This is a genomic window from Paenibacillus sp. 2RAB27 (assembly GCF_052115445.1).
Classification (GTDB): Bacteria; Bacillota; Bacilli; order Paenibacillales; family NBRC-103111; genus Paenibacillus_E.
This window is the reverse complement of the sequence record NZ_JBFRGR010000008.1, coordinates 117,001-129,922: the sequence shown is the minus strand read 5'-3', so window position 1 is coordinate 129,922 and position 12,922 is coordinate 117,001. Positions and strand designations below refer to the sequence as shown.

Genomic DNA, 12,922 nt, shown 5'->3' with positions numbered 1-12,922 from the left:
TACTGTTAAAAACCTAAGCACTCTATGGACAGGGTAGGGGTCAGTGGTTCGAGCCCACTACAGTTCATACGTAACTGAAACCCGTGAAGCCAAGTGCTGCACGGGTTTTGTTTTTCCATCACGAAAGTAAAGTCTAACTTACAACTGCGTCATCTTCCCTTCACGTCTCCCCATACGCAAAAAGAACCCTCCCAGGGTTCTTTAGCTAAGTCTACTCCCAGAAAGCCCTCTAGCACCTATTTTACAGATTCAGCATGCTACGTATTGCACCTCTCGTCTCCTCAATCGCCATTCTCAGTGGCTGCGTCAATCCTTGATACGGGTGTACACTCCCAAAGGTATGGTTGCCCCCTGGAATCTTCACCMATTGAATCGCTGCATTGTTAGCGATTAGCTTCTCAGAACCTTTGATCAACCGTTCCCCATCTTCCGTGCCTTGAACAAGTGTAATTGGGAAGGCGGCTTCACGAATTCTGCCAACAATATCAAATCTCTCTACGTTGCGTTCCATATCTTCTAGGATTTCGAGATTGAGTGGCATCATCTGCTTCGTTCGTCCATTCAAGGTATAGGAGCGGCCAGTGGCCCTCATCTCCGCTTTATTCTCAGGTGTGAGCAAGTCTACATGAGTAATCCCATTCCAACTGATAACGCCTGTAATCTCCGCAGGATGATCCAAGGCATAGATCAAACTCACGCCCGCTCCTCTGCTATGACCCAGTAATAGGATTGGCTTATCCGTACCTACGTGTTTATGAATATCTGCAATAATAACTTGCAAGTCCTCTAGATCTTTAGAATATGTATCACCTGCGAATTTCTCTAGCTCTGTAAAATCCATCAAATCTTCACCCACCCCATTATGGGAAAAATTCAAGGCAACGACATCAACAGCTTCTGCTAATTCGCTCGCTACATAGGGAAACATTCCCCAGTTTTTGAAGCCTTTATAACCATGCAGTAGTAATAATGTGCCCTTACTCGGTTCTTGCTTTGCTTTATAAATATCGCCTCGTACGATACGCTGCTCTGACATATGTAGTTCAAATGGTATTCCTTTATAGTCCTCCATCTGTTTCTCCTTCCTCTCGTTACCAAATCATTAATCAATCGTATACTTTTGTCATTTTATCACAATCTAACTCAGACAAGACAACTTTAGCCAACCGAGCCTTTAAATTTCATGTCAAACAGCCAACTCGCATCTTTGACACAAATGCCATACGAATAAAGGAGGAAGCTTCCCTGTTATCAAGCCTAAATCGCAGTAAGCTGCGACTACTATTTCTCACCTTCCTTCTAACTCAGCTTTTGAGTCAAGGAATTAACAGCCGTTCACAAGCACAGCATATGGAACCATTACACAAAGAGACGGCCGTCGAGGCGGGAACCATTCAACTTCAAGTCAAAGCATCGCCAGGAGCTCTTTATCAAACTGAACTTACCTTCGTCAATAAAGCATTACAACGCGCATTGGAAGAGGGTACAGCAGGCGATGCTTCTTTAGAAGCGATTCCCCCAGACACCACACTCACGTATAACAAAAAGGGGCAAACCATCCTTCTTGGGGTCACCCCAAACGGAGACGTCATTGATTGGACTTCGAAGCAACATATCCTTCTCCCCAAATCAGCTCAGGAATCGCTTCACATGCAAGTAAAAACCCTTCGCGCGAAGCATTATGGCGAGATGCTGCCTTGGGAAGAAGCAAGTCTGGTTCTCCCCAAATTCAGTTCATTTACCGTCGTTGATGTGATGAGCGGACTTAGCTTTGAAGGGCAGCGTCGCGCGGGCTCCCACCATGCGGATGTACAGCCGCTAACGAAAACCGACTCCGCGACGCTCAAAAGCATTTATGGCGGCCAATGGAGCTGGGACCGCCGAGCGGTCCTAGTGAAGCTCAATGGCCGCACGCTCGCCGCCTCCATGCATGGCATGCCGCATGGCGGTGATGGGATACCGGGAAATGACTTCAATGGTCATTTCTGTATTCACTTCCTCGGGAGCGTGACCCACGGCTCCCGCTCCGTTGACCCGGCGCACCAGGTCATGGTGCACCGAGCCGCAGGCTTGCTGCTGGACTACGTCAGCAAGCTCTCGCCCTGGGCGCTGATCGACGTCTGGATCAGCGCCGCACACCAAGGTGACCTGCAGCTGCTGCAGGTCACCACAGGGCAAGAACAGGCGATGCATGTGCGAAGCATGCGCCGCCTGTCCAAGTTCAAGGAGCTGGATACATCCCAGCTCCTGCAGTTCGACACAGCTGTCGATGTAACGATGACAGCTGCTAAAGCCTCCGCGACGTCTAGTCGCCGCGTGCTCTTCCATCTTGAACGTGCATCTGTACAAGATCGGTGGTACATACGCAGCGCGGTGATCCATTGAGAAAAGCCCGGCCACTTTGGAAGTCCCAAAGCAGTCGGGCTTTACATATTTGTTATTCACCGGTATTACTCCAAAGATTGACCCGAAACCCTGCGTAACTCATTAGCGAGTCGATGGAACTCATTCTGTGCAGCTACGGATGAGGTTGCCTCATATCCCGCAGAAAGAAAAGGAATGATCGCATTGGCATCTTTCACAGTAAGCGGATAGGTAGGTGGTTCTGGTGTAACCCGTTTATTCCACCAACCTTCATTTCCGTACGATTCATCATAATCAATAGCAATACCATTCAGCATGACATCATTTAGGTATTGATAAATGTTAATAAATGTCGATTTCTTACCTGCGCTCCACGCATAGGTTTGCCAGAATCGAGAGCAAGCCCCAGCAGCATATACAGCCTCCATGACGGCGTATGAACCATACACCCCCGTCGTGTAAGCAGGTGTAGCCTCGCTCGCTGCTTTAATATATGCGATAACCGAATCCATCTGGGCAGCCGATACATCAAAATCAACAGCAAAATAGATGCAACTACCTTCCGGCTGACCCACTTGTGCAGCAACCTGCAAAGCTGTTGCCCCGTCCGCCAAACCAGCGCTTCTACCACCAAGAGCACGACTCGCCGTTGTCTCAAAAACAGAAACCAACTGTAAGCCAGCTGCACTAATTGCGTCAGACTCTGATTTCGTTAAAGCTTTTGCACCACTTGGCACCAAATATCTGGCAACAAATGTATAACCCTGTCCGACGAAAGCAGCCGCTTTTTGTGCCGTAAGCGGTGTTGAACAATCAAACCCTTTCGTCACTTGCCATCACCTACTTTCCATTTGGTATTCACAGCATATGCCAAAAGAACGAGACCCGACACCATCAGGCATCTAAAGTCCCGTTCTCKGGCTTGAAAAAAGGCTCTTCTCCATGGAGAAAAGCCTCTTCCTTCAATCGATTATACTTCTTTCGTGCCAAAGCGAATTGCATTTCGTTCTTTGGCTCGCTGCGCTTCTACTTCTCGATTCCGCGGCTCCGCATTCGTAACCAAAGAGTCCATGAGCTTCTGTGCTGCCAATGCTACTTCTTGCACAGCCAACTGGAACGCTGCTTCATTCACCTTTGAAGGCTCCGTAAACCCAGAGATCTTGCGCACAAATTGCAGCGACGCCGCCCGAACTTCATCCTCTGTCACGACCGGTTCATAGTTGAAAAGTGGTTTAATATTTCGGCACATATCGTACTCCTTCGGGCCAAGTATCCCATTTACTATACCATAAATCTATACCCCGATCCCCAAACGGTTCCTATGTATTGAGGTTTAGAAGGAGTTTCCTCGATTTTCTCCCTAATTCTAGCAATATGGACCGTTACCGTAGACGCGTCACTCATCGCATCCATTCCCCAGATCCGCTCGAATAACTCCTCCTTGCCAAATACCCGATTAGGATATTGAACAAGAAACAGAAGCAGGTCAAATTCCTTTTGAGCAAGAACCACTTCATTTCCGTTCACAAATACGCGTCTGGCATCTTTCTGAAGCTCAAGACCCCTGATCTGGATCGAGCTCCCTTCCATGCCTTTACCAAACCGTTCCTTCATCCGCTCAAACTTCTTCAGATGAGCACTTACTCGTGCCACAAGCTCCCCTGAGCTGAATGGCTTCGTTATATAATCGTCCGCACCGAGGCCAAGTCCATTCACTTTGTAAATTTCCTCTGCTCTCGCCGATACTAGAAGCACGGGAATATCATCATGCTCACGAATGCTTCTCAACACTTCAAATCCATCTATATCGGGCAGCATGATATCTAAGATAACAAGCTCAAACGCTTCCTCCTTGAGCGCTCTCAGACCATCCGTGCCGTTGTTTACCATCTTAACGGAGTAACCACTCAATTCCAGATAATCTCTTTGCAAATTGGCAATACTCTGGTCATCCTCGACAATCAAAATTCTTTTCATCATAACCTCCGAACATGTTTAGAACTTTTTAAGTGATATCATAATCCCAGTTCCCTCACCTACGGCGCTCTTTGCCCATATTTTCCCGTCGTGCCCTTCAATAATTTGCTTAGCTATAGCTAGACCCAGTCCACTTCCATTCTTTCTTGAAGGATCTACCTGATAAAATCGTTCAAATATAAATGGAAGCTTGTCCTCGGGTATACCATTTCCGTTATCTTTAATTTCAATAATCGCAGATGTTCTAGTTTCCCTTAGTATGATGTCAATCTTGCCATTTGCTTTTCCGGCATACGTCATGGCATTGTCAATGATGTTTTGCACGACCCTCTTTAATCTTTCGCCATCAATTAATACTTTGACAGGCTCTTTTAATTCATTTATTAAGGCTATGGCTACATTTGCCTTCTCACATTCATATTTATGATCAGCAACACAATCCTCGAAATAACTGGTCAAATCGCTCTTCTCAAAATGGTAAGGAAGCTGATTCAAATCGAGTTTGGAATATAAGAGAAGATCATCAATCATCGCATTGACCAAAATAGCCTTGGAACGGGCGGTTTCCAGATACTCCTCCATCTTCTCAGGCGTCTTAGCTACGCCATCAATAATACCTTCGATATAGCCTTTAATGGAAGTCACAGGCGTCTTTAAGTCATGTGAAATACTTGAAACTAGAAACTTTCGATTATCATCATATTTTTGCTGTAAATACACAGATTCCTTCAGTTTGATTCGCATTAACTCCAAGGTTATCCCTAATTCCCGAATTTCGCCCTCGCCATCCTCGGAAATCTCGCCGCTTAGATCGCCTTCCCTAATTTTGACCGCGGCATCTTTCAATCTGGAGATCGGAATAATAATACTTCGTGAGAATTTATAGGAAATCCAAGCATTCATCAGCAAAAATACAACTGTGAAAAAACTAATCGTAAAGATGCCAAGCATCCAATATACCTTTGTATTCACCTTGATTGGCGCAAGCAGCAGCAGAATACCGGAATCACCAGATGACAGTTTGAAATCCGCTCGGTTAAACAAATACGTTCGGCCATCAAGCTCGATTTCATTGCGATTAGACTCACTGGACAGCATTAAACTTTTCTCGATATCTATTTTATTAAAATGCTGCGTGGCGAACATTACCTCTCTACCCACAATTAGGATCGCACTAGCATTCAAAACCTTCACACGATCAGTGAGGTCTTGTTGATAGGTCTTATCAAGGAGTCCCTCGAACCCTAGGGTCAGCGCTTCTTTTTTAATCTCACTGATGGCTGCACGAACCTCAAACGCTCGTTGAAACTGCTCTATACCGGCTTCACGGCCCAAAACTTTCGTATACGTAGCAACAAAAATAATGACAGCCAAGATCGTCAAACCAATGGAAAACAGCACAGCTAGCGTATTCATCGTGAAAAAACGTTTTGTTAAGTGCATGTAGATTCCTTTCTATATGTCCTTTCTGTCAAACAAGTAATACMCCGTAGTAAATAACATGATACCACAACCGAGCATAATTAGAATCTGGCGGCTTATTTTGAAGATATTGATGGATTCAGATATCCAAAGGGTATACCAGTCAAACATTGACGTGATAAAAAAACTCGAATAGGAAGAGAATACAATGCCTAGGAAATTAAAGCCAATAAACACAAGTATGGACAGAAAAAATACGGCTAGCCCTCCCTGAATTAGATTGGATAACAACACGACGATAAGCGCAAACACAAATACAGGGAAAAACGTTAAACCATATGACACTAGTACCTTTACGATTCCAACCAAACTGGCGGACGAAGGGTTGAATATAAACCCAGCTATTAGCGAAAGGACCATAATAAACAACAAGTTGCCAGCAATAAACAGCGCTAAATTCAAAACTTTTGCGCTAAATACGCCGAATCTGGACACTGGTCTTAGAAGAGTTATTTTCATCGTGTTCGATGAGGATTCGCCATTAAACATATCAATCGCTACAAATATTGCAAATAACGGTAATAGCGTATAGGCAATAAACGTCAGTACAGCTATAGGAAATTCAACACTCCCTACAACTCTCAATCCAAGGCCATGCTTAATCGTTGTTACCGCAATTTGACCGATCACTACGGCAAGAATGGATAGTATCGCAGCTGCCATGATTTTTTTCTTTTTAAGCAGCTTCACAGATTCATTCATAAATGCAGCTTTAAAGCCTACCATTCCTGTCCACCTCACTAACAAAATAATTCTCAAGCGACGAATAAAATGACAGAATATTTTGGGTATAATCGACGTTAACCAACTTGCCTCCATAAATAATCCCGATCCTCGAACACGTTAATTCCACGTCGTGAATCAAGTGGCTGGATATAAAGAAAGTCGTGCCTTCCTGGGACAGCTGTTTGATCAACTTCCTCATCTCCAACATCCCTTCCACATCCAGTCCGTTGAGAGGCTCGTCCAAAATTAACAGTTTCGGTCTCGATAGAATCGCTGCCGCTATCCCCAGTCTTTGTTTCATCCCGAGCGAAAATTTTTGTGATTTCTCATTTTTATATTTCAGCATTCCTGTGATTTCAAGACATTCGTCAATTCTTCGCTGATCGATGTCAGGATAAAATCTTGCAAACAGTCTCAAGTTTTCATTGGCCGTCAAATAGGGATACGATTCCGCTGTTTCAATGATACAGCCAACATGTTTCATAGCATTGACATAGTCTTCTGCCACGCTCGCTCCGAAAATCTTCACATCGCCTTGATCGGGCTTCATAAGTCCTGTAATCATCTTCATCGCAGTCGTCTTCCCAGCACCATTAGGTCCAAGAAAACCGAATATATCCCCTTGATCTACCTCTAGATTTAAATCGCTGATTCCTCGGCCATTCGTAAATGACTTCGTTAAGCCCGTTATTTCAATCGCCTTGACTGACAATTCATCATCTCCCTAAAAAATCTCAGGAAGCCGCTATACGCCGCCTCCTGAGAATCATTTCTATTCAAATACGCGGCTAAATTCGCCATCATAAAAAGGCTTCATGCTATTGCTTTGTTTGTAAGCATTTTTATCGCTCATCTCTAGATTCATATCAAAATAAATTTTACCTGTTTGGTTGGGATGAACCATACCTTGCTTTTGTTCACCCTTCGAATCTGTGTAAGTAAACATCGGAGATGTCGCCATGTTGAATTCGAAATTGAATACATCTTTGTTTGGATACTGACTCTCAAAACCAGGAATTACGGTTTCGGAATACGTTCCTGTTACTTTATCTCCATCTACACTTGTTATTTTAACTGTTCTCTCACCAATCTTCATGAACTTACCGTCTTTGTCCATAATAATATCATTTTGATAGGTTCCCACATATTTAGAACTGAATCCGCCATTATGACTAACCTTCTCAACCTTAGCCGTGGTTAGATCAGGCTTGGTAATCTTCGTACTGCCAATATTAGAAATCTTTAACATGACATTGAGGTTTAAGTCATGCTGAACCCCATTTTTATCTTTTCCGGACAGCGTAATCTCACCCGTCAGATTTTCTAGATAGCCACCTTTGTTCTCATTCGCCGAACCTACAACCTTTTTCACGAAAATATCGCTCTCTATGTCTGGTAAATCTCTTTCATTATCCAGCATTTGCTTGATACCGAAGGAGGAGACTGCATTCACGATGGCCGGTACTTGTGCCTCCGACAAACTTCCGGAGAACACTTTACCGCCGTCTGCTCCTTCTTCAACTTGTACATAATCTTTCAATGAGCCAACTACTGCATCAACGATTTTCTCAACCTCTGTTGCTCCCTTTTCTTTAAAAGGATTATGGAATTCGGCTGGCCCTTTACGGTTTCGGTTCATCTCATCCGAATAGTCAAATACATAATATGTATTGTCCAATTCGTTTTTGTCAATGGATTGTTTCTTGTCAGCATACGTATATCTGGAGGTCGTTTCACCTTTGGCGTTTTTCGTTACCTCGTTATTCTCTTTTACTTGGTTCACTGTATCCATTTTCTGGAAATTAGACGATTGAAGCAAAATTTGATCATTATCTTTCAATGTATACAGCATCTCAACCGTATAATTGTTTAAACCACTTTCCATCATAGAAGCCGTATTTTTGACTGAACCCTTCAGCCGGTCGTACCCGGATCCAAGCATCGCATCAGCGAAAGCGGTAGATACAAATAAACAAGCTCCAACTGTGAAAGAAAGTACTGTAATTGATTTTTTGCTAAGTTTCATTTCTCTTCTCCTTTTTAAAACAATTTGCGGGAAACGTTTCCTTACTAGTTATTTTAATATACGCTTATTGAATCCATCTAAATGGATTATTAACAAAGTATTAACTCTTTCCATGACTGCGTAGAAACTAAATTTATAAGATTGGAGTATGATGAATGATGAGTGAATTTGTAAAACCGTCTAAATCAGCTGTCCTAGGAGCTGCCAATGGCATCATGTTCATGACATTTTTTGGCGCGCTCTGGGCATCCATTGGTATTGTTGGGTCACATCAACTTGGAGCTCCATGGCCACTTGTACTTTCAACTATTGTAACAATTATCTTACTGAGCGGAGCCATTTCACTTTTCGGTAAATCTAGAAGCATGAATCATGCTATTACACCGAAAGAAAAAGAAGACACGAAACGAATAAATCGAAAATTCGGTTTGATATTTGGATTGGAAGGTGTTGCGATCTTTCTTGCCAGTGTCATTTGCAATACGCTTGATCATTTTGAAGTCTTTTTCCCTGTCATGGCGATGATTGTTGGCATTCATTTCTTTCCTCTAGCTACATTATTTCGAGAAAAATTTTATTATGGTACGGGTATTGTCATGTGTATGCTAGGCATCATTTCATTGTTTTTACCCATCAACGCTACGTTCGGCAATGTGTCTATCATTATGATGTCTACGTTTATCGGTTTCGGCTCAGCCGTGACGCTATGGGTGACGGGATTGAGAATCTGGGGGACCATGCTGAAACAGTTAAAACAATAATAATTTAAAGTAAAGTGCACAGACGTTCACAAACAGAAAGCAAGCCCCTYGTTTCCATCTGTACTGATGAGAACGAGAGGCTTGCTTTGTCTCTAAAATAAATAAAAACCCTTATTTACAAGGGTTTCCGTGCTATGGGCCCAGAGGGACTCGAACCCCCGACCAATCGGTTATGAGCCGACCGCTCTAACCAACTGAGCTATAGGCCCAAATGAAATTTGGTTGCGGGGGCAGGATTTGAACCTGCGGCCTTCGGGTTATGAGCCCGACGAGCTACCGAGCTGCTCCACCCCGCGTCATGTATGCCGCTCAACAGCGACAAAAATAAATATACACCAACGGAGATGGCTTAGTCAAGCGTTAATTTTATGCATAATGGAAGCATTTATGTGTTGTATCTGACGCCAAAGCGTCCTTTCTTCGACTTATAAACCTCAACTTCCTGCGGGCACTCATACCCATAGATCCACCAATCTTCTTCCATACGTTTCGCTAAACAACCCGCTTGAAACTTCGAATCGTATAATTTGGCCCAATATATCCAGTTCATGCGTATCCCTCCATGATAGTCAGATCGTTACATTTAGCTTATCCATAAAAAGGTTCTCTTATTAGCAGGCTGTATTCGCCTACGCTCGAATATGGAAAAAGCCGTTCTATTTGACCGTATGACAAATAAAATGTGACGGTTTACAGGCATAGCAGGATTTTCCCTGTTTTTGGGGAAGTTAAGTGATGTAGACTATTTTGGCAATACAAAAAGGAGAAAACACCCATGATCGAAACAATCAAAAGCTACCTACTCACGCATAGGGATGAACATATAAACGAACTGATGGCATTCTTGCGAATTCCTAGCATAAGTGCAGTTGCACAGCACCAACCGGATATGCTGAAATGCGCGGAGTGGACGGCTCAATCTCTACAAAAGGCTGGACTTGAAAACATTGAAATTATGCCTACGAAAGGCCACCCTGTCGTTTATGCCGATTGGTTACATGCCCCCGGCAAACCGACGGTGCTGATTTATGGTCATTATGATGTGCAACCTGCTGAGCCATTAGAATTGTGGGAAACACCTCCTTTTGAACCCGTAATCCGTGATAATAAGCTGTTCAGTCGCGGTAGTACGGATGACAAAGGCCAACTGTTGCTTTATGTGAAGGTTGTTGAAGCCTTTCTACAAACGCAGGGTTCACTTCCGGTTAACGTGAAATTCTGCATCGAGGGTGAAGAGGAAATTGCTAGTAAGAATCTCCCTGCCTTTGTTGAAGAACATGCTGCGAAATTGCAAGCTGATTCCATCGTACTCTCTGATACACAAATGCACGGTCCTGGTAAACCAGCTCTGATGTATGGACTTCGCGGTCTTGCGGGTTTCGAAATCACGCTGGATGGTGCCAATAGTGATCTGCATTCGGGTCTTTTTGGCGGTGCGGTACAGAATCCGATTCACGCAATGACTAAGCTGCTCAGCTCTTTCCATGACGAAAATGGCCGTGTTGCTGTACAAGGGTTCTACGATCGTGTTATCGAACTTTCAGACAAAGAGCGCGAAGCCTTCAAGAAAGTGGAGCCGGATGAAAACAAGGTTCGCACGAATTTGAACGTCACGGAGCTCTATGGGGAGAAAGGTTTCTCCTTTTATGAACAAACGACGTCCCGTCCTACGCTTGAGATCACGTCAGTTAGTGGCGGCTTCCAAGGTGAGGGGATTAAACCCATCATTCCAAATCGCGCTACTGCCAAAATTGCATGTCGTCTCGTCGCTGCGCAGGTCCCTGAAGAAATCATGGATTTAGTCGAGACTCATATTCATACACAATCTCTTCCAGGTGTATCCGTTTCGTTAGATCGCCAATTGCGAGGGAATCCATTCATTACACCGATTGATGAACCCGTTATGGTTGCGGCGGCAGAAGCCTATGAAGAAACTTTCGGTGAGTGGCCTGTCTATACACGTAGCGGAGGGTCGATACCGATTGTCGAAGTGTTAGGTCGCGTCCTAGATGCACCTGTGGTGCTTATGGGCTTTGGGCTACCTGGGGAAAATCTTCATGCTCCGAATGAGCATTTCCATTTGATGAATTGGGACAATGGGACAGAGACGATAAGTCGTTACTGGTTGAAGCTAGCAGCATTGGCAGCGCCTACTTTAGAATCTAACTAAGCTAGGGTAAAAGGAGTAACATCTATGGGGAATCCACTACACTTGCGTGATGCACAAATAGAAGATTTAGCAGAAATCGTACGTATTTACAATTCCACGATTGCAGGACGCATGGTTACGGCCGATACAGAACCCGTTACAACAGCTTCACGGGAGCGCTGGTTTCACGAACATTCTTCTGACTTCCGTCCACTTTGGGTGCTTGAAAATGAGAACGGGATATGTGGCTGGCTGAGTTTTCAATCTTTCTATGGGCGTCCCGCCTATAACGCAACAGCCGAAGTTAGTATTTACGTGGATGAAACCTATCGGGGCCAGGGCATCGGTCGATACTTGATGGAACAAGCACTTGAAGCTAGTCCCAAGCTGGGGCTCAAATCTTTGTTAGGTTTTATATTTGGGCACAATGAGCCGAGTCTGCAGCTTTTCCGCAAATTCGGATTCACGAATTGGGCGCATCTGCCAGGCGTCGCTGAGTTAGATGGCGTTGAGCGGGATCTGATCATTCTGGGCAAACGTGTTGGGTAGTCGATACTCGTTCCACGCGGTGCCTGCCACACGACAGTGGCTGTCAAATCCGTAAAATAAAAAGCGCTACTCCTCCTGCTCGCGAAATCAATTTCGCGTAGCTTGCGAGTTGTGGCGCTTTTTTTGTTGATCGTTTGGGTAACAAATGAGATTTCTGAGGTTCCACTTTCATTTAAATGGAAAAAATGCAGCTAAATCGAGCTGTTTTGCCTCCAAATTTGAAATAAATGGATTTTCTACAGCTAATCCAGATGAATCGGAGGATATTGTTCAAACCAACAGAAATTAGCTGCACATTTTCCATCTATTCAATAAAAACACCAGTAATCTGCGTTATTAGATGGAGAAAATCCATCTATTCGCTATTCGCTACATACTACTTTCCAAACACAATACACAATACACAACTCTACTCTACTCTACTCTACTCTACTCTACTCTACTCTACTCTACTCTACTCACCATTCATTCATTGATCACACACTGCGTCTATCTACTCATCCTACAACACAATCGCTTCTACCTCTATCTCAATCAGCAATCGCGGGTCGATCAGCGCCTTCACTTCAACCATTGTCGCAACAGGCTGCACGTCACGGAAATATTCCCCATGCGCCTTGCCGAACGCTTCCCATAACGAAATATCCGTCACGAACATACGAGTTCGCACGACATCAGATAACTGTGCACCGAGCTCTAGAAGCACCTGTTCAATCGTTTGAAGGATGAACCGCGTTTGCTCGTAAGCGTTGCCCACGCCAACAACCTCGCCGTCTTTCATCGCTGTCGTCCCAGCAACCTCGATTCGGTCACCTACACGAATGGCTCGACAATAGCCAACCACCGGCTCCCAAGGTGAGCCCGTAAACACTCTTGTTCGATTCATTA

The 12,922-nt window shown here is 44.3% G+C and carries 14 protein-coding genes and 2 tRNA genes; 4 read left to right on the top strand and 12 right to left on the bottom strand.

The window, feature by feature from the left end; genetic code table 11:
• Positions 1 to 241 precede the first annotated feature (241 nt).
• Positions 242 to 1,072, bottom strand: coding sequence for an alpha/beta hydrolase family protein (locus tag AB4114_RS14205; RefSeq protein WP_441989034.1), 831 nt, complete (start codon positions 1,070 to 1,072; stop codon positions 242 to 244).
• Between AB4114_RS14205 and AB4114_RS14200 the strand changes: the two genes are divergently transcribed.
• Positions 1,048 to 2,385 (top strand): hypothetical protein, encoded by a 1,338-nt coding sequence (locus AB4114_RS14200; RefSeq protein WP_441989033.1) that lies wholly within the window; start codon positions 1,048 to 1,050, stop codon positions 2,383 to 2,385. The genes AB4114_RS14205 and AB4114_RS14200 overlap by 25 nt on opposite strands.
• Positions 2,386 to 2,450: 65 nt before the next feature.
• On the opposite strand, the gene AB4114_RS14195 is transcribed toward AB4114_RS14200, so the two are convergent.
• The 7 genes from AB4114_RS14195 to AB4114_RS14165 all read right to left on the bottom strand — a co-directional run bounded on the left by AB4114_RS14195 (position 2,451) and on the right by AB4114_RS14165 (position 8,575).
• Positions 2,451 to 3,194, bottom strand: coding sequence for a DUF1906 domain-containing protein (locus AB4114_RS14195; protein WP_441989032.1), 744 nt, complete (start codon positions 3,192 to 3,194; stop codon positions 2,451 to 2,453).
• Between the two features lie 140 nt (positions 3,195 to 3,334).
• Entirely contained in the window at positions 3,335 to 3,613 is a 279-nt protein-coding gene (locus AB4114_RS14190; RefSeq protein ID WP_056612580.1) for a DUF2277 domain-containing protein, read from the bottom strand.
• Positions 3,614 to 3,645: 32 nt separating this feature from the next.
• Positions 3,646 to 4,341: a response regulator transcription factor gene (locus tag AB4114_RS14185; protein WP_441989124.1), complete on the bottom strand. Its 696-nt coding sequence runs from the start codon at positions 4,339 to 4,341 to the stop codon at positions 3,646 to 3,648.
• Between the two features lie 18 nt (positions 4,342 to 4,359).
• Positions 4,360 to 5,784, bottom strand: coding sequence for a sensor histidine kinase (locus AB4114_RS14180; protein WP_441989031.1), 1,425 nt, complete (start codon positions 5,782 to 5,784; stop codon positions 4,360 to 4,362).
• A 12-nt stretch (positions 5,785 to 5,796) separates the two neighbouring features.
• Positions 5,797 to 6,549, bottom strand: a complete 753-nt coding sequence (locus tag AB4114_RS14175) for an ABC transporter permease (protein WP_441989030.1) — start codon at positions 6,547 to 6,549, stop codon at positions 5,797 to 5,799.
• The gene (locus tag AB4114_RS14170) at positions 6,536 to 7,261 is read right to left on the bottom strand and encodes an ABC transporter ATP-binding protein (protein WP_441989029.1); all 726 of its coding nucleotides are present in this window, start codon (positions 7,259 to 7,261) and stop codon (positions 6,536 to 6,538) included. The genes AB4114_RS14175 and AB4114_RS14170 overlap by 14 nt, the downstream gene beginning before the upstream one ends.
• 60 nt (positions 7,262 to 7,321) lie before the next feature.
• A complete protein-coding gene (locus tag AB4114_RS14165; protein ID WP_441989028.1) occupies positions 7,322 to 8,575 on the bottom strand; it encodes a hypothetical protein in 1,254 nt (417 codons plus the stop codon).
• A 155-nt stretch (positions 8,576 to 8,730) separates the two neighbouring features.
• Between AB4114_RS14165 and AB4114_RS14160 the strand changes: the two genes are divergently transcribed.
• Positions 8,731 to 9,336, top strand: coding sequence for a DUF7010 family protein (locus AB4114_RS14160; RefSeq protein ID WP_441989027.1), 606 nt, complete (start codon positions 8,731 to 8,733; stop codon positions 9,334 to 9,336).
• A 135-nt stretch (positions 9,337 to 9,471) separates the two neighbouring features.
• On the opposite strand, the gene AB4114_RS14155 is transcribed toward AB4114_RS14160, so the two are convergent.
• The 3 genes from AB4114_RS14155 to AB4114_RS14145 all read right to left on the bottom strand — a co-directional run bounded on the left by AB4114_RS14155 (position 9,472) and on the right by AB4114_RS14145 (position 9,886).
• A tRNA-Ile gene (locus AB4114_RS14155) sits at positions 9,472 to 9,545 on the bottom strand.
• A gap of 10 nt (positions 9,546 to 9,555) precedes the next feature.
• Positions 9,556 to 9,632: transfer RNA gene (locus AB4114_RS14150), tRNA-Met, on the bottom strand.
• A gap of 89 nt (positions 9,633 to 9,721) precedes the next feature.
• On the bottom strand, positions 9,722 to 9,886 hold the full coding sequence (locus tag AB4114_RS14145) for a hypothetical protein (protein ID WP_167356966.1): 165 nt from the start codon (positions 9,884 to 9,886) through the stop codon (positions 9,722 to 9,724).
• 225 nt (positions 9,887 to 10,111) lie between these two features.
• On the opposite strand from AB4114_RS14145, the gene AB4114_RS14140 reads away from it, so the two are divergent.
• A complete protein-coding gene (locus tag AB4114_RS14140) occupies positions 10,112 to 11,506 on the top strand; it encodes a dipeptidase (RefSeq protein WP_441989026.1) in 1,395 nt (464 codons plus the stop codon).
• Between the two features lie 24 nt (positions 11,507 to 11,530).
• Complete coding sequence (locus AB4114_RS14135; protein ID WP_441989025.1) at positions 11,531 to 12,034, top strand: GNAT family N-acetyltransferase; 504 nt, start codon at positions 11,531 to 11,533, stop codon at positions 12,032 to 12,034.
• A gap of 502 nt (positions 12,035 to 12,536) precedes the next feature.
• Here the strand turns inward: AB4114_RS14135 and AB4114_RS14130 are convergent.
• A complete protein-coding gene (locus AB4114_RS14130; protein ID WP_441989024.1) occupies positions 12,537 to 12,920 on the bottom strand; it encodes a RidA family protein in 384 nt (127 codons plus the stop codon).
• Positions 12,921 to 12,922 lie beyond the last annotated feature (2 nt).